Consider the following 16658-nt stretch of genomic DNA (forward strand, 5'->3'; position numbering starts at 1 on the left):
AAAATTTTAAGGAGGGTTAAAGAAATGAAGAGAAAAAAGATTACAGGGATTCTTGCAGCAACGCTTTTAATGGGAACGATCCTGGCTGCCTGCGGAAAAGAGGAAACGACTAGTTCAAAAGAAGGTGGTTCAAAAGCAGAAGAACCAAAGTATACCTTCCGCTTGGCGGATAATCAGCCGCCAGATTATCCGACGGTTGTGGGAGACAAAAAGTTTGCGGAATTGGTGGAAGAAAGAACAGATGGCCGAATTAAAATTGAAGTATTTCCATCCGCGCAACTAGGGGATGAAAAATCCGTTCTAGAACAGGTTCAGCTTGGAGCCATTGAGTTTACGAGGATTAATTCCAGTCCACTTGCGGAGTTCAATAGTCAGTTTACGGCTCTTGGGCTGCCATATGTATTCGAAAGTGAAGAGCATTTATGGAATTTCCTTAATGGGGATATGGGAACAAAATTGTTAGATGGTTTAGAACAGTCCAAAATGAAAGGGCTTGCTTATTACGATTCAGGTTCAAGAAGCTTTTATTCTACTAAACCGTTAAAAAGCGTAAAGGATTTAAAGGGTCAGAAGATCCGTGTTCAGCAGAGTAAGATTAATATTGATTTCATGGAGGCACTTGGTGCAAGTGCAACGCCAATGCCATATGGTGAAGTATTTAGTGCCCTGCAAACGGGCATTATTGACGGTGCCGAAAATAACATCCCAAGCTTAGATTCTTCTAACCATTATCAAGAAGCTAAAAACTTTATCTTAGATCATCACCAACGAATCCCTGAAGTCTTGTTAATTAGTAAAGCTGCATGGGATAAGCTTTCAGAAAAGGATCAAAAACTTATTAAGCAAGCTGCATTGGATTCAGTAAAGACACAAAGAGAAGAATGGGATAAGTGGGAAGAACGCTCCACCAAGAAACTGAAAGAAGCTGGAGTGACATTTACGGAGGTTGATGATATTACTCCTTGGAAAGATGCTGTTAAATCAATGGTTGATAAATACTCAAAAGATTATCAAGAGGTAATGGATGCAATTGAAAAAGCTCGTCCGTAATCGATAAACAGGCATTCGCCTAGTTGGTAAAGATTTCTATTTACTAACTAGGTCTTTTCAGTTTGAAAAATACAAATGGTAAGGAATGGATCATGATGAAGAAAAAGTGGAGAAAAATAGCGGCGTTTATTGAAACATACATTCTCTTAAAAAATCAGTCACTAATGATTAAGCTATGCGTTTTCTCCAGTTTTCTGGTTATCTTTCCTGTGCTTTCCGTTGGTATCATTTCATACAAACGTTCATCCTTAGAGCTTGAAAATGAACTACGACAATCAAGCAGGCAGGTAATTGATCAAGTAGAGACTCATATTGAATACTATCTGCAGGATTTTGAGATTACCAGCCTAAAAATGATCAATTCTCCTGAACTATCAAGTCTATTGAAAATGAAGTCATCAGAAAGTAAGGAGCCTTTGATCGAACCGACAAGAAACACCCTAAAAACAGCAGAGTATTCAAGAGCAGATATCTCAAATATCACCATCCTTCTCGATGACGGTCCGGTCATTGATACTCTGGGTAAGAGAAATTTCTATCCTGCCATGAAAATGAGGGATGAATATTGGTATTCCTCCGTCCCGTTAAATGGGATGAGTATGCTGGTCACACGGAAGCTGAAATTAGAAAATAATGAGCTGCCCGTTATATCACTAGTGCGGAGACTTTATAACCCAAGAACCCTCCTGCCAGTAGGCATGCTTATTATCGATATCAATTTTAGAAGAATTGAAGAAATCTCTAATAAAGTAACAATTAGTAAAAATGGCTATTTTTTTATATTAGATGCGAATGGACATTATGTCTATCATCCCGATTATTCGAAACTGGGGAAAAAGGTTGAATTCAAGCAGCTTTCTAACCTAAAAACAGAAGAGAGCAGCACGGAAATATTAGAGAATGAGCGGAAAGATTTTGTGACCTATACCTTTTCACGGAACCTTGGCTGGAGGTTTTTAACAGCTGTTCCCTACCGAGATTTAACAGGTGGGATGATTCAAATTGAAAAAACCATATCCCTTACCATTATTATTTCTTTAATCGCAGCCTATTTGATCGGCTTTGGATTTGCCACCAGCATCATACGGCCCATACGCCGTCTCAAGCATTTTATGAAGGAAGTGGAAATTGGAAATCTAAACGGAAGAGTAAGAGTGGATTCAAAGGATGAAATTGGACAATTGACTGCAGGGTTTAATAAGACGGTTGAAAAACTTTCGAATCTCCTGGAGGTAGTATATATTTCGAAGTTAAAAGAAGCTGAAATGTCACTTAAACAAAAAGAAGTAGAACTAAAAATGCTTCAGTCACAGATGAATCCCCATTTTTTATACAATTCACTTGAAACCATTAGGGGAATGGCTTTAGAAGAAGATCAGGAAAATATTGCAATTATGTCTTTCTCGCTAGGAAAACTACTCCGGTATAATCTGAATAATTCATCCTCCACTGTTAGTCTTAGAGAAGAAATCAATTTTTGCGAAATGTACCTTCGGATTCAAAAGTTTCGTTTTGAAGATCGTTTTGAGTATAAGTTTGATATCCCTGATTGGGCAATGGAACTTAAGGTAGTAAAGTTTTCACTTCAGCCATTAGTGGAGAATTGCTTTGTTCATGGTTATGGTCCGGATAATAGAAAAATAGAAATCGTGATTTCTGCCATTCGTCAATCGGAGTCTACCTTCGTGATTCGCATTTTTGACTCAGGTAATGGTATAGACGAATACCTTTTAGAAGAAATAAGGAATCGCATTCAACAAAAAAGGACTTCAATGGACGGGAAAAATATAGGAATCTTAAATGTTCACCAAAGGATTCATTATTTATTTGGGTCTAAGTATGGAATCACGATGAAAAGTGAGCAGGGTATTGGGACAGAAGTAGTAATCCATTTACCTTTACCAGATGATTCGGAGGAGGCGAGAGAATGAAAAAGAGGACGATCCTGCTAGTTGATGATGAGAGATGGGTTCGAACGGCTCTTAAATGGACAACCAAGCAGTTGAATCTTCCCTTGCAGGTAGCCAATGAATGTGGGAACGGATTAGAAGCACTGGATTGGATCAAGCAAAATGAGGTAGACCTTGTCATTACAGATATTCGAATGCCAATAATGGACGGACTTTCGTTTGTAAAGGAAGTGAATCTTTTAAAAAAGAAGCCAGATGTCATCGTCATCAGTGTACATGACGATTTCCAATTTGTTCAAAAAGCACTTCGAAACGGTGTAAGGGATTACCTGCTAAAACCAGTGGAGGAGCTCGATTTAAAAGTATGCCTAGAAAAATGGCTAGACCAACTAAATCTAGCAGAGGCAAAAATGAACGCACCCAATATAGTGGTTGAGAATCTGCCTTCATCCACGATTGAAAGAGTTTTGCATTATATAGAAAAGACCCCATTAGACCAAATTACCCTGAAAGATGCAGCAGAGAGCGTCCATATGAATCCTAGTTATCTCAGTCAATTATTCAAACAACAACTAAATAAAAAATTTGTTGATTATATTACCGAGCTTCGAATTGAGGAAAGTAAACGTTTATTACTAAATACATCGTTAAGAATGTCCGAGATTGCGGAAAGAGTCGGATATTCCGATTTAGCTTATTTTAGTAATAACTTTAAAAGGATAATCGGTTACTCACCATCTGAGTTTCGGAAATCAGTCATCACTCCATAAAATGAAAGAAGTCTAGAGACAAAAAAATAAAGGGTTCCGTTTTCGGGTGCTTTCTTAATAAATGACAAAAGAATTGACGTATGAATTGGCATACTGAATAGTTGTGAGGGTAGATGGTTGGTGATCTTCTTTTCCTATTAAGGAAAGGGTGTGATCGGCCTGGAAAATGTTCTTGATATTTTAAGAAAAATTCTAAAAGGAATTATATTTCCTCCAGTGTAATCGTTAGCAATATAAAAGCCGAACCCCTTTACAAAAAAAGGAGACGGCTTTTTCTTATTTGTTTATTTCATGCAACCTATTTCATTTCAGGGATAGAGTCGGGACCTTTGACTAACTTGCTGCCAATCCCATAAAAAATAGCTGCAGATACAAGGCCAACAAAAGCTACTGAAAGATGTGGTGCGTAGAAGTTACAATATAATGCGATGGCGGAAGACAAAATCCAGACAACGAATGCCATTGGTCTCCAGTTTACTAAATTTGCCGAACCATTCTTTCGTAAAACCAAGCGGTCCATAATCATAATTGCTCCGATAGGCGGAATGATTACCCCAAGAAGAACGAGCCAGTTGAAAAAGTGATTATAAATTCCAGAAACTGCAACGATTAAACCGACTATACCAATAATAAGTGTGATAGGTCTCATTTTTTTACCGGTCATATGTGACCAGCCAACAGCGCCATTATATAAGCAATGTGTACCGACAGAACCCAAATTGATAAAGACAAAAAGGATAGACAAGATGGTAAGCAATGGACCATGTCCTGCTAATACTGACATGAAGTCCCCACCAGTTGAAGTTGGATTTGAGATAACTCCAGTTGCTACAATAATTCCTCCAACAAGCTCGGCAATAAAGTTCCCGATTGGAAAGGCGAAAATGGTTGATAAAATCCCTTCACGGCCATTTTTTGCCCAACGGGTAAAGTCCGCTGTCATTGTACCTGAATCAGCAAATCCGGCGAATACTAACGTTACTGCAGCTCCAAATGACATTGCATTTGAAACATGAGGATGATAGTCTAAAATATCAGAGTTACCGGTTTTCATTGCCATAACAATCGCAATAATGGCAATTAGAATATAAAATGGTGCTGCGATCCACCCTAAGATAGATAAAGCCTTAATACCGATATAAGTTACTGCAACATAGAGAATCCCACCGATGACGGTCATTATTAACAGACTAGCACCAAATGACCCATGCATCGTAGCACCAGTAAGTCCGACTTGAAGAGCAAACCAGCCGATTACAACTGTAGAAAGTAATCCGGAAATAATATAATAACCCGAACGTCCGAATGTCCTTTGTGCAGTCAGGGAAAAGTTCAATCCCGAACGTCCGGCATCATAGCTTAGTAAGCCTACCATGACGAAAAGGAGCAGATTACCAAGCAGCATCGCTAAGGCGCCGGCTTTAAAACCAAGCTGTGCAGTGATTAGTCCGCCGATGACTGCACTGGTTAATACCATTGGGAAACCAAACCAAACAGCTGCAACGGATGATAATTTTTTGCGGTATTCTTTGGGAACAGGAGTGTGTTCGAATTCTGGATCCAATAACTTCTTTTCAACAACGCTGGTTGACATGAATGTTTCCTCCTAGTGAAACAATTTTTTGGTGAGTCTCCAATCCAATAACAAGGCCAAGAGAAAAGTCTGATTTGGACGAAAATCTTTTTTTGCACGCACCTTAAAGCTGAAAGACGGAACGTAAAATTGATTCATACTTTACAAATGACGCCTTTTTAAGGTCAAATAGCTGATATCTAGTTAATAGCTTACCATTTCGCAAAATACTGTTAACGAGTCACCTGGGCAATTAGGAAAATGAAACGTGGACAATAAAAAAGTCATCTCAAGAGGGCGTTTCCCATGGATTTAGACTAATTAGACCGATTTCATGCTTGACATCATTTGACACACTTATTTGTTCACTGGTGAGCAAATAAGCGAAACATGATGGATTAATGTATAATTTGTCGTTTGGGATCCTCCCTTTTTATTTTGCGAGGTGTATCTTTAATAGAGCGCTTTCATTTGACCTTGCAAGATTATTTTATGAGGTATTCCATTTAATGTAATTGTGTAAAAAAACCAAAAATGTGGGCTATCAATTAGGCAGTATGAATAAAAATAAAGGGTTGATTTACTAAAAGGAGTTTTTTTTTGCATGTAAATACTTTTTTTTGAAAATATGGAACCATTTTCTTGAAGAAGAGAGAATCGTTGACCAAGTGTAGAATATGTCCCTTGGATCTTGTAGAAAGACAACCAAACCCAAATGATAGAAGGGCTTTTAATGTAGTAATGACAGAAGAAGGAAGAGCATTATTTGACGAGATATTTCCCAAACACGTTGCAACCATTTCTCAAAATTTATCATTTATCTCGAATGATGAAAAAGAACAGCTAATTGTTTTATTAAAGAGAATTGGAATGGGTGCACAAGATTTGGAAAAATAAATTTTAAAAAGCTAAATAGGAGGAAAAAACAATGACAAATGAAATGTAGGTATTATTTTAGGTAGTACAAGACAGGAAGAGTTAGCCCACAAGTGGGAGAATGGATTAAAGGAATTGCTGACAAACGTGGAGATGCAAACTATGAAATTGTAGATATTGCTGATTATCAATTACCTTTTTTAGGAACAACTGATGGGACTGAACCAGGAATTGCAGCTTGGAACGAAAAACTTAACAGCTTGGATGGATTCGTATTTATCGTTCAGGAATATAATCACAGTATAACAGGAGCCTTAAAAAATGCACTTGATTTCGCTCGTGAAGCCTGGAATAACAAAGCAGCAGGTATCGTTAGTTATGGTTCAACTGGCGGTGCCCGTGCAGCTGAACATTTACGAGGAATAATGGGTGAACTAATGATTGCAGATGTTCGTGTTCATCCTACACTGTCCTTATTTACCGATTTTGAAAACTTTACTACTTTCAAGCCAGCTGAATTACACCTTGATAATGTAAATGCAATGCTTGACCAAGTTATTGCTTGGAGTGGTGCATTAAAAGCTTTAAGAAAATAATCAAATATATATTGAACTGAAATTCGAAAATTATACTACCTAAAAGGGTGATACATATTATACGTGACTAATATGTATCACCCCCTATTTTTTTATGACTTTTTACAATTTAAGTCTTGATAAAACAAGTCTTTCTGTCGTTCCGTGCGTGTTGCTTTGGCACTAAATGGTACGATAACCACTGCCTGTACGGCTGATGCCTACCTTCCGTAGACTACCTTCATATTATTTCCTCCAAAGAAATTGATAGATTTACCCTTTCACCGCACCTTGCGTCAGACCATTTACGAGGTACTTTTGACAGAAAGCAAACAAGATCATAGTAGGAATAACCGATAGTACCGTTCCAGCTGACATTGCTCCCCATTCAATATCATATTTTTTTATAAAAGAATTCATCGCCACCGGAATGGTTTTGACCGATTCCTCATCAATAAACATGACCGCCATAATAAGCTCGTTCCAGCACTGAACAAACGCAAATATTAAGGTGGCCATAATTCCTGGCAGCATTACAGGAACAATGACCTTAAATAATGCGCTTATTCTTGAGCATCCATCAATCATTGCAGCTTCTTCCAATGAGGCAGGAATTCTCTGGAAAAACCCAACCATAATGATCGTACAGAAAGGAATCAACATAACCGTATAGATCAGCATTAAGGAAAACAAATGATTAACAAGCTGCATTTTTGACATCATCATATATAACGGAGCCATACCAATGAAAATAGGGACAATTTGAGTAATGAGGAAGCCGCCCATCACCTGTCCTTTCCCTTTGAATTTGAATCTTGCAAGGACATATCCCCCAAGCATAGAAATAATCAATACAATAAAGGAAGCAACGATGGAAACCAAGAAACTATTAAAAATATAAGTTTGAAAATGAGAGATTTTAAATATTTGAATATAATTATCCAGTGTGAATTCTTTTGGCCAGTATTGAATCGGCAGAGAAAAAATGTCCTTCTGCATTTTAAAGGAAGTAATAATGATCCAATACAAAGGAAAAATGGTGATGGCCAAAAAAATGCTTAAAAAAACTACTTTCAGAGTACGAAGCCAAATTCCAGCATTAGTCATTAAAAATCACCTTTCTTTTCAAATTTTGAAGCTTTTGTGAAAAACACCATGAAAGAAAGAAGGATGACAACGATGATAAGACCTACTGCAGAGGCTTGTCCATAGTTCTGTTCAAACATAACCTTATCAATCAGGTATGTAGAGAGAATATGCGTTGCACCAGCCGGACCCCCATTTGTCATGGAATAGATAATATCCGGGAAGTTGAGAATCCAAATGACTCTCAAGAGAACGGTAATAAAGAGGGTAGGTAAAATATAAGGCAAGGTAATATAGAAAAGCTGATGAAGCTTGTTTGCCCCATCTATTTCAGCCGCTTCATACAACTCGTCAGGTATCGATTGAAGCGCTGCCAAAATCATGATGGCAAAGAACGCTACTCCATACCAAATATTCGCGATAATAACAGAAGCCATCGCCCACTTGGCTTCGGCTAAAAACGCAATAGGTGCATCAATCAACCCTGTTTTGAGAAGAAGATCATTAATGACTCCAAATTGCCCGTTAAACATCCATCGCCAAATGAGCCCAATCAAGAATCCCGACATCGCCCATGGAAAGAAGACTAGACCCTGATATATTCCTCTTCCTTTGAAGTGTTTCCTCATGCTTAGGGCAAGCGCAAAGCCAAGGACCAATTGAAAAAATAATGAGATAAAAACCCAATACACACTGTTCTTAACAACAGTGGCAAAGTTAGGACTTGAAATAACAGCTTTAAAATTATCCAATCCAATAAAATGAATATTCATTAAGTCGAAGAGGGTGTAATTCTGAAAAGCCATAACGGATCCTTTAATAATGGGATAATATACAAATACCGATACTAGAACAATCGCAGGCGCTAGACATAGAAGAATAAAAATCCCTTCTTTTGAGAAACGAAAGGGGGCTTTCTCAGGCTGAACACTTGGATTATTCGGATGTAAAATCTGCTTTTCCATTTTCAAAAGATTTCCTCCTTACTTTAGTAACAGGGAGAAATGGATAGCTTTCGCTATCCATTTCCATTGCCAAACTACTTTTTGTTTTCCGCTTTTTCTTTAGTCCAATATTGGTCCCATTTTTTCAAGAGATCTTTAGCCGATGTATTTCCGGATAAGAAGGCCTGGAGATCTTGGTCAGCGGCTGACTGCCATGCACCCCATCCCTTAAAATCGATTGGTCTTGTCACGTCGAGGAATATTTCCGGTTGTGCGTTCATATCTCCGTACGGTTTAAAATAACCTGTTTTATAAAATTCATCATCAAAAGCATTCTGATGAACTGGAATGACAGAACTCCTTTTTGTATACTCATTGCTCTGTTCCGGATCACTTAGAAACTCAATCAGCTTCCATGCTTCTTTTTTATGCTTAGAATAGGCGGTCATCCCCCAGCCAGGCCCGCTGACTACTTGCTGGGCTACACCAGATGGTCCAATCGGCAGAGGTGCCGTTGCCCATGTTCCATCCTTCAGCTTTTCCTTCGCGGCATCGATGACTTCCGCATCCTGGATCAACATCGCGGTGCTCCCTGAAACAAAGCCTTGCACCATTTCTGGGTAGCCCCAGTTGATCGAATCTGGAGGAGAAACTTCCTTATAAACCTTTTTATAAAAATTTAACGCTTCCAACGATTTAGCTGAGGAGAATAAAGTCTTACCATTCTCTAAGTAAAAGGCATTATCTGGATTAACCTCTTTACCATTGTAAGCCCACATCGTAATTAAAGCGTAATCCCAACCGGTCGGGCCTCCACGAAAACTATATCCATAGCGATTCTTTGATGGGTTTGTTAATTTCTTTGCTGCTTCATAGAATTCGTCCCATGTTTTGGGTACTTCTAGTCCTGCTTCCTTAAACCAATCGGTACGGTAAAATAAGACACGCTCATACAATCCGTTGGGTATGTAGTATGGAGTATTATCTACCCAATTGGCCCGCTTTTTGGCAATATCGTTCAAGGAATCGTAGTTTTTCCATTTCTCTGTGTAAGGCTTCAAATTCTCGATGAAACCATTCATAGCAAATTGTTTGGCATTGAATTCGCGGACTTCCACAACATCAAGCGCCTCTTTAGCCATAAGCATTTGGGTGATTTTTTGGTCCGCACCATTAAAAGGTGGGGAGATCAATTCGACTTTGATCTTCGGATTCGCAGCTTCAAACTTGTCTATTAGCTCGTTGAGCAATGCCGTTCTTGAAGGGCTTGAAAGGCTTTCGATCATTTTTAAGGTAACCTTTCCATCCGAATCTTTCCCATTACCATTCGACTTCGTACTTGATTCCTTGCTGCAACCTACAACAATAGATAGTAATAGGCAAATGGAGAAAAATAATGCAAAATACTTTTTCCTACTTCTCATCTAAATCCCCCCTAAAAGCGCAAAATATAGTTGTTACCATGTCCCACGAAATTGCATGAGAAGTTATAACCTACTTAAAATTGATAGTTTCTAATCACCTCAATCCATGGAACAAAATTAATCAGGATATCATTGATGTCTGAATACCCATAAAGATTACACAACAATGACAACCCTTACATAAATTATTTCAATAATATTAAATACAATTTTATAAATCAACAAATTATTCTAAATATTCATAATAATGTAAAAATATTATAAAAATAGGTAAAGATATTATAAAAATTGCTAAATCTGAGGTAACAAATTGCGCTTTTCATAAGACATCCAAATTTGGACGTCCTTTTTTTGTGTGAACACTTTTTAACAATTTGAATATATTGACCACTTGACCGAACTTTCATCCGAATTGAATCTACCGATAAAAAGTGATTAATTAAACAAAATGCACATAATAAAGGGCAGTCATTTCGTAAACTGCGAGCATTTCCGAAAAGATTAATGGCTACGCTGTGAAGGCAGGAATAACAAGAATTTTCATCCTCATTTATTCCGTCATACTGCAGCGACAATTTTCCTGGAAGCTGAATAATCCGCGCAAGATAATGCGATAAACTATTACGTCACCTTAACGGGTGGCGTATTTATGTACTAAAAAAGAAAAAGCGTCATAAGACGCTCTTGTAAATGCTTACTTTAATCAAGGGATATTAATATATTATGAGGGTTGTCTTATATAGACATGGACAGAGATGGAGCTTATATAAAAAAACCACCCTTGAATTAAAAGGATGGTTTCATATGGAGGATTCCTAATATTGTCTCTTATATACATTTATGTATACATACGGAACATAAGTTCGCATATAATATTAAGAAAGGAGGCGATTATATGGCGATACGTGATCGCGGTATGGTTAAATGGCAGGCAGCATTTCAATTGCCAGAATTAGCGAAGACTCAGAAGGATTTTTGGCTTGATACTAAGCGGGAAAGGAAGCCAATCATTGACGAGCATGAAGCAGAAGAGTTCGACTTACGCATTATTTACGCAATGGAATATAACCATTCGATAAAGCTGATGATATGGGCCGATGGCTTTACGAAGGAAATGACAGGACGAATACAATTCGTTGATCCGGTAACGCATGAGCTGCGGATTGAAGTTAAAGACGGAGAGTTTGAGCGGGTGGCATTCGATAGTGTAGTCGGAGTGAAGGTCGTTGAATAAGGCCGCCTTTTCCAGAAGGGGTTTTGACGTTTCTAACTTGCGTATAATTTTTCTAACTCAGGTGCCTGAAATATCTTTACATTCCCGAAAATTCTGATATTATAGTGCGGAGGTGATAAGCTTGAACATTTCGGAATTACTCAAAGAGAGTTACCGATACGATAAGTTAATCGAAGCCCAGGTCGATAAGAGCCCGGATGAGTTAGTCGTAAGTGATGACGGCAGCAAAACGTTCTTTATTGTTTCACGGGAATTATTTGAAAGTAAACTTCAGCCACTCGGATACGAAATCGTAGTAGCAGACGGAGAGTAATTTGCTCTTCGTTTTTTTTATTTCGCCAGCAACACCGTACGTACATATAAAAAAGCGCCCGACTCAACGCAAGCCGAACGCTCCACCGCTACCTACTTCTGAATGTTAACCTTTTCGAAAGCATTATCGATCGTGCATCTTCGTTTTCTCCGCATCCCGAATTAATGGATAGGCAGGAAAGATTATTTGATGCTTTGGAAATGAGAGGGTTTTTAGTTGAGAAAAAGGGATCATTCCTAACATTATCTCGTGGAAGTGCAGCATTAGACTACCCAGCACTAAAAGCACTTTTAAAAAGTTACAATTTTCCTGTGTTTTGGCAGGGCAATCACTTTCAACTACTTTTAAATCAATTCCCAGTAGCCATGATGAAGAAGATTACAACGAAACCAGGACACGAGTTCCCGGTAAGCATGAATGACTACCATTTTAAATGGAATGCCTTTGGAAATCGAAGAAATGGGTTAAAGGTCAATACGCTTGAATTAGACCCTATATCGCCTGAAAACTAGTATATGAAAAAAAGCTATGAGGATAAATTAACATGGCTTATAAATTAAATGTAAACGCAGAAGAAATTAAAGACAGAAAGATTTCCGCTTTTAAAAGAAATAAAGAAATGAAGCAAATAGTAGAATCCTATAGAGAAAGTGGTGATTATTCATGATTAGTCAAATGGTTTGAAGAGGTAAGTGCAGAATAAAATGGTCAACCCATTTTATTCATGAATTTCTATTTCAAGTATGAAGGGATTTTATTAGCAGAAAGGCAGTGGTTGAAGATGGCAAAGTTTAGACTGGTACGTACTGATTTTTGGAAGAATCCAATTGTTTCTGAGGAGATGACTCCGGAGGATAAGTATTTCTACCATTATTTTCTTACGGATCCACATACGACTAAAACTGGAATCTATAAAATCACCAAGAAACAAATTCCCGCCTTTATCCAGGTTATATTTCCCCCAGTTTTTCATCGCCAATTCTCTCGTTTCAGGATTGTAACGGATCAGCTTGTGGTGCACGATAAAACGTTCCATTAACGAATTTACACTCTCATTCGAATAGCCCAATTCAAAAGCAAAACCTTGATGAATTGTATTTTTTCCGAGTTAATAGATGTGGAGGATCTCTCACTAATTCCATATGTTTCGGAATCCATTCAAAAACAGGATGTGAACAAGAAGAGATGGTTTTCGGCAAGGAAGTTAACGACCAAAATGAAAATAATACTTATCAAGATACTGAATGTGGAGAGCATGACGCTGCGTTGATGCCTGGTTATAAGATACGGGTACAAAAAGAAAATAAAAACAACATCAAGAAGCTAGTAGTCCTAATATAGAGGAAAATCCAGACATCGAGAATCCACTACAGAATAATCAAATAGATGTGAAAGAAATTGTTGAGTTTTGAGACAACAATGGATTTGGTTTTTCGAATGTGAATGCGTAACAGCAGCTTGTACCGGTTAATTTCTACTCGTTGTAAAAAACTTTGGCTGAGAGTTATTAATAAAATCATTTTTTTGAAATAGGACAATCGTATAAGCAAAACTATCAAATTACTAATAGGATGTAATATTAATATAAAGGAGTGTGATAAATTGACATACGAAAATTACATGCGGAATCGAGAAAATAGATTAAGAATCCATAACCAAGGGAATTGTGGCTGCAATCCCCAAGATCGTAACTCTGATGGATTGGGTAATTTTCCTCCCAGAGAATGCCCTGCTCAGGTAAGGGCAACTGGAGAGGTAAATGCAAATTTATGTCCAGGATGTTCAAACGGAGGCAGTACTTTGTTATTTGAATCAGCTGCTGCGGGCTCATTTCTAGCAACAACTATTAATCGTCGTATGGCGTTTGACTCTATTCAAAATAAATTAACTGTAACAGGTATAGGGTTCTATTTTGATGCTGTTACTAGATTCGTTCCAAACTTCGTTGCTACCTTTTCACCCGGAGAAAATAAAATCTCGTTTATACTTTATTTCCAAACTGGAGAAGCTCGGTTAGAATTTAATCAATCAAGTACCATAACTCCGTGTCCTTTACCATCCTCTTAACCACCAGCTGATTCATTTGCAGATGAAAACTAATAACAGCTTTAAAAATATTAAAATACTATTAAAACTATGAGCTATACGTCCGAAATTTGGAAAAACATTGAATGAAAAGATTGTGATATTTAATTTATTTGAAATAGCACAAGCGTATAGCAATATTATCAAATTATTAATAGGTTCAAATATCTTACTAGAAAGGAGTGTGATAAATTGACATTCGAAAATTACATGCTGAATCGTGAAAATCGATTAAGAAACCACAACCAAGGGAATTGTGGTTGCAATCCCCAAGTTGGTAACTCTACAGACGTAAACAGAGGTACAGAGGGCATTTTTTGTGGTTGTCGTGCTTCTAATATTAGAGATATCAGACAAATATTCGTAGACAGAAATAGAGGTGTAAGTAGATATTTAGCAGATGCAGACTTAAGATGTAATGGTATAGGTTGTAGTGGACGAGATAGTGATATTCGATATACATGGAACTTTGATCCTATATTTGGAAATTTTAGGGTTGAAATCGGACCTGGAGGGAGTACCATAACAGTATATGGTAAAGGAGTATTCGAACTCTCTGTCCAAGTAGTCTTTACATGTTCCAGCTCTATTGAAACGGACCGATGTACAAGAGACCATTCTAGGATATTTAATATATAAAACAACCTCAGAAATGGGGTTGTTTCTTTATCCTATTACCACTGGGCTTACGAATGATCTAGGATATCGTTATAATTAAACCAATTTTTTTAATTTGTACAAGCACTTTATTCTATTATGAATATTTTGATAGTGTACTAGTTTAAAAGTGAGGTGATATTTTTGTTTAATGAAAGATATGAACGAGTTAGGGCAAACCAAAGGGATTGTAACTGCGATTTGCCACTCCAAACTGCGGCATGTTGTTCTGGCTCTAACCTAAGAACCCCAGGTATTAAAAGAACAAGCACTCCTGGCGTATACTTTGCGGATGCTGATCTACAATGCTCTACCATTTTTTGTACTGGCAGTGACTCAGATATTATTTATGATTGGAGTATCATACCAAGTTTAGGAAATGCAAGAATCGTAGGAGATCGACGGAAAGTAGGTGACAACAGAGTAGAAATCGAAGGATCTGGTACCTTTTGGTTAACGGTACAAGTTACCTTTCGATGCCAGGTTAATGTTCCACCATTTCCATTTGCAAGCTGTCTTGTAGAAACTACCGTAAAATTCAATCAGTAGTATTATTTGGGGGTGGCTGTAAAGGGGGAATTTGTTAATCCAATTATCTAAGGTGCCATGTAGTCCAACTTCAATACCACCCCTTTTGTTCCATTTTTAAACCAGGTTGTCCACTTCTTTGTTTTTCTAAAAATCCGCATCTACTATTCATACATAAATTACATAAAAAAGAGACGATATTCGTCGAATAATACGTCTCAACAGTTATACGAATTCTTTATTGGCAAAAAGAAAGCCAACATGAATGGTTTCACTTCCTATATTATTGACTGAAACGTACTGCAGCTTCTCTGCGACAAGTGGCATATCCTCTAGTAAGTCTGACGATCGGTACACGGAAAAGCGGAAGTTGACAATGAAAAAAAACCACGACGGTTAGTACAAATTCACCATGTCCTGCTACAAGAACAGTATTGTCTCCAGTCTTAAACGTAGGTCCTTCGATTCTAACGTCTCCACTTATTCGCTGTAAAGTCCATACATAACCAATTAGCGAATCAATTCCAGTACAATCCCCAGCACAAACTAAATCTGCATCTGCAAAATATCGTCCCGGAGTGCTTGTCGGCTTAATACCTGGGGTTCTAAGTCGAGATGAACTGCAACAACCTTCACGAGGATTTGGATTTACTTGGAATCTATTTCTTGATGATGACATGTTTTCTCACCTCCATTTACAAGTAATTATTCTATTCCTGAAGAAGTCTTTCTTAAGGGAGTGGACGATTATTTAAATTATGTGACAGAATACCTCATACTGATTTCCTGAAAAATGTTCTGTTTATTGTTGGGTGAATCTTCTGGTTAAGGATTGCTTACACTCAATAGGAACCCAAACAGCTACTGGACCCGGTATAAACTGCCTGCAAACGAAAGTAACCTCGACAGTCAAATCAAACGTGCCACTTCCACCTACTACGACAGTGGGCTCGGTAGCCTTCACAATAGGTCCTACAAGTCCTACATTTCCTGAAATAGCTCTCAGAGTCCATCGGTATTCAATGTTAACGTCACTTCCAACACAACCAACAACGCTCCCTAATCCCTTACATTGAAGATTTACTGAGGCATAGTATTGATAACGTTGTATTGGAAATATATCGAGAATTCTGGAATCAGAGCATGTACAGATATCAATGGATTCAGCTTCGCTGAAACTCCTATTTTGTCTGCAAGGACACTCTGAATCCAAATCATTTGGATTGCTATATAACCCAGGAATATCTGCGATATAAGGTCTACTATTTGAATGATTTTTTTTATTAGACGCCATTTCTTCACCTCCTTAATGCTTGTACTATTAAAAATATTCAATATTGAACAAATTGTTTGGACTTCTATCAAGATTGGATTAAATATACTAGAAAAAGATTGATAAACGCTTTGAAATCTATAGGGAAGGTTCTTGTGATTCAAATGATAATTTAATTAGGACCACATTAATGAGAATATTCTTGATAAACTGGCAGTGTCCATATCAAGCGGGAACAAAAATAAGAAAGAATATAGTAACTTAATTAGAATTATTTTTAACAAAAGTCTTTCAAAAGGTTTTACTGTAAGAGAGGTTGTTCGGATGTTCTTCATTAGTAAGTATGACAATGGAGGTGAA

Annotated in this window: 16 protein-coding genes and 2 pseudogenes; 11 read left to right on the forward strand and 7 right to left on the reverse strand. The window is 37.6% G+C overall.

Features of this window, described 5'->3' with window-relative positions; genetic code table 11:
- Positions 1–24: 24 nt before the first annotated feature.
- From PH210_RS05955 to PH210_RS05965, 3 genes are all read left to right on the forward strand, one after another.
- The gene (locus PH210_RS05955; protein WP_289983870.1) at positions 25–1050 is read left to right on the forward strand and encodes a TRAP transporter substrate-binding protein; all 1026 of its coding nucleotides are present in this window, start codon (positions 25–27) and stop codon (positions 1048–1050) included.
- Between the two features lie 62 nt (positions 1051–1112).
- Positions 1113–2981, forward strand: coding sequence for a sensor histidine kinase (locus PH210_RS05960; protein WP_289983871.1), 1869 nt, complete (start codon positions 1113–1115; stop codon positions 2979–2981).
- The gene (locus tag PH210_RS05965) at positions 2978–3730 is read left to right on the forward strand and encodes a response regulator transcription factor (protein ID WP_289983873.1); all 753 of its coding nucleotides are present in this window, start codon (positions 2978–2980) and stop codon (positions 3728–3730) included. Before PH210_RS05960 ends, PH210_RS05965 begins: the two co-directional genes overlap by 4 nt.
- A 298-nt stretch (positions 3731–4028) precedes the next feature.
- On the opposite strand, the gene PH210_RS05970 is transcribed toward PH210_RS05965, so the two are convergent.
- Positions 4029–5324 (reverse strand): purine-cytosine permease family protein, encoded by a 1296-nt coding sequence (locus tag PH210_RS05970; RefSeq protein ID WP_289983875.1) that lies wholly within the window; start codon positions 5322–5324, stop codon positions 4029–4031.
- A 663-nt stretch (positions 5325–5987) separates the two neighbouring features.
- Between PH210_RS05970 and PH210_RS05975 the strand changes: the two genes are divergently transcribed.
- Together PH210_RS05975 and PH210_RS05980 are read left to right on the forward strand one after the other, a co-directional pair.
- Positions 5988–6200, forward strand: coding sequence for a MarR family winged helix-turn-helix transcriptional regulator (locus PH210_RS05975; RefSeq protein WP_289983877.1), 213 nt, complete (start codon positions 5988–5990; stop codon positions 6198–6200).
- Positions 6201–6231: 31 nt separating this feature from the next.
- A pseudogene (locus PH210_RS05980) lies at positions 6232–6775 on the forward strand (NADPH-dependent FMN reductase).
- A gap of 252 nt (positions 6776–7027) precedes the next feature.
- Here PH210_RS05980 and PH210_RS05985 read toward each other — a convergent pair.
- From PH210_RS05985 to PH210_RS05995, 3 genes are all read right to left on the reverse strand, one after another.
- On the reverse strand, positions 7028–7861 hold the full coding sequence (locus tag PH210_RS05985) for a carbohydrate ABC transporter permease (protein ID WP_289983881.1): 834 nt from the start codon (positions 7859–7861) through the stop codon (positions 7028–7030).
- Positions 7861–8805: a carbohydrate ABC transporter permease gene (locus tag PH210_RS05990; RefSeq protein ID WP_289984425.1), complete on the reverse strand. Its 945-nt coding sequence runs from the start codon at positions 8803–8805 to the stop codon at positions 7861–7863. The genes PH210_RS05985 and PH210_RS05990 overlap by 1 nt, the downstream gene beginning before the upstream one ends.
- A gap of 74 nt (positions 8806–8879) precedes the next feature.
- On the reverse strand, positions 8880–10208 hold the full coding sequence (locus tag PH210_RS05995; protein WP_289983882.1) for an ABC transporter substrate-binding protein: 1329 nt from the start codon (positions 10206–10208) through the stop codon (positions 8880–8882).
- An 895-nt stretch (positions 10209–11103) separates the two neighbouring features.
- Here PH210_RS05995 and PH210_RS06000 point away from each other — a divergent pair.
- From PH210_RS06000 to PH210_RS06015, 4 genes are all read left to right on the forward strand, one after another.
- Positions 11104–11442, forward strand: a complete 339-nt coding sequence (locus tag PH210_RS06000; RefSeq protein WP_289983886.1) for a YolD-like family protein — start codon at positions 11104–11106, stop codon at positions 11440–11442.
- 121 nt (positions 11443–11563) lie between these two features.
- Positions 11564–11755, forward strand: a complete 192-nt coding sequence (locus tag PH210_RS06005; protein WP_289983887.1) for a hypothetical protein — start codon at positions 11564–11566, stop codon at positions 11753–11755.
- A 200-nt stretch (positions 11756–11955) separates the two neighbouring features.
- On the forward strand, positions 11956–12267 hold the full coding sequence (locus PH210_RS06010) for a hypothetical protein (RefSeq protein WP_289983890.1): 312 nt from the start codon (positions 11956–11958) through the stop codon (positions 12265–12267).
- A gap of 32 nt (positions 12268–12299) precedes the next feature.
- Positions 12300–12422: a hypothetical protein gene (locus PH210_RS06015; protein WP_289983892.1), complete on the forward strand. Its 123-nt coding sequence runs from the start codon at positions 12300–12302 to the stop codon at positions 12420–12422.
- A 267-nt stretch (positions 12423–12689) separates the two neighbouring features.
- Here the strand turns inward: PH210_RS06015 and PH210_RS06020 are convergent.
- A pseudogene (locus tag PH210_RS06020) lies at positions 12690–12833 on the reverse strand (DNA replication protein DnaD); the annotation flags it as partial.
- Between the two features lie 524 nt (positions 12834–13357).
- On the opposite strand from PH210_RS06020, the gene PH210_RS06025 reads away from it, so the two are divergent.
- Both PH210_RS06025 and PH210_RS06030 read left to right on the forward strand, forming a co-directional pair.
- Positions 13358–13822, forward strand: a complete 465-nt coding sequence (locus PH210_RS06025) for a hypothetical protein (protein ID WP_289983893.1) — start codon at positions 13358–13360, stop codon at positions 13820–13822.
- A gap of 819 nt (positions 13823–14641) precedes the next feature.
- Positions 14642–15046 (forward strand): hypothetical protein, encoded by a 405-nt coding sequence (locus PH210_RS06030; RefSeq protein ID WP_289983895.1) that lies wholly within the window; start codon positions 14642–14644, stop codon positions 15044–15046.
- A 262-nt stretch (positions 15047–15308) separates the two neighbouring features.
- Here PH210_RS06030 and PH210_RS06035 read toward each other — a convergent pair whose 3' ends face one another.
- Both PH210_RS06035 and PH210_RS06040 read right to left on the reverse strand, forming a co-directional pair.
- A complete protein-coding gene (locus tag PH210_RS06035; protein WP_289983897.1) occupies positions 15309–15704 on the reverse strand; it encodes a hypothetical protein in 396 nt (131 codons plus the stop codon).
- A 123-nt stretch (positions 15705–15827) separates the two neighbouring features.
- Positions 15828–16319 carry a hypothetical protein gene (locus PH210_RS06040; protein WP_289983898.1) on the reverse strand — a complete coding sequence of 164 codons (492 nt, stop codon included), beginning with the start codon at positions 16317–16319 and terminating at the stop codon, positions 15828–15830.
- Positions 16320–16658: the final 339 nt, after the last annotated feature.

The sequence above is a fragment of the Paenibacillus sp. BSR1-1 genome, assembly GCF_030403775.1.
Classification (GTDB): Bacteria; Bacillota; Bacilli; order Bacillales; family Cytobacillaceae; genus Neobacillus.

What these genes read in the sequence shown, in the direction of transcription:
- PH210_RS06035 (WP_289983897.1), bottom strand. Translation starts at nt 15,704, where the DNA reads ATGTCATCATCAAGAAATAGATTCCAAGTAAATCCAAATCCTCGTGAA.
- PH210_RS06010 (WP_289983890.1), top strand. Translation starts at nt 11,956, where the DNA reads ATGAGAGGGTTTTTAGTTGAGAAAAAGGGATCATTCCTAACATTATCT.
- PH210_RS05970 (WP_289983875.1), bottom strand. Translation starts at nt 5,324, where the DNA reads ATGTCAACCAGCGTTGTTGAAAAGAAGTTATTGGATCCAGAATTCGAA.
- PH210_RS06015 (WP_289983892.1), top strand. Translation starts at nt 12,300, where the DNA reads ATGGCTTATAAATTAAATGTAAACGCAGAAGAAATTAAAGACAGAAAG.
- PH210_RS05985 (WP_289983881.1), bottom strand. Translation starts at nt 7,861, where the DNA reads ATGACTAATGCTGGAATTTGGCTTCGTACTCTGAAAGTAGTTTTTTTA.
- PH210_RS05965 (WP_289983873.1), top strand. Translation starts at nt 2,978, where the DNA reads ATGAAAAAGAGGACGATCCTGCTAGTTGATGATGAGAGATGGGTTCGA.
- PH210_RS06000 (WP_289983886.1), top strand. Translation starts at nt 11,104, where the DNA reads ATGGCGATACGTGATCGCGGTATGGTTAAATGGCAGGCAGCATTTCAA.
- PH210_RS05955 (WP_289983870.1), top strand. Translation starts at nt 25, where the DNA reads ATGAAGAGAAAAAAGATTACAGGGATTCTTGCAGCAACGCTTTTAATG.
- PH210_RS05995 (WP_289983882.1), bottom strand. Translation starts at nt 10,208, where the DNA reads ATGAGAAGTAGGAAAAAGTATTTTGCATTATTTTTCTCCATTTGCCTA.
- PH210_RS05990 (WP_289984425.1), bottom strand. Translation starts at nt 8,805, where the DNA reads ATGGAAAAGCAGATTTTACATCCGAATAATCCAAGTGTTCAGCCTGAG.
- PH210_RS06040 (WP_289983898.1), bottom strand. Translation starts at nt 16,319, where the DNA reads ATGGCGTCTAATAAAAAAAATCATTCAAATAGTAGACCTTATATCGCA.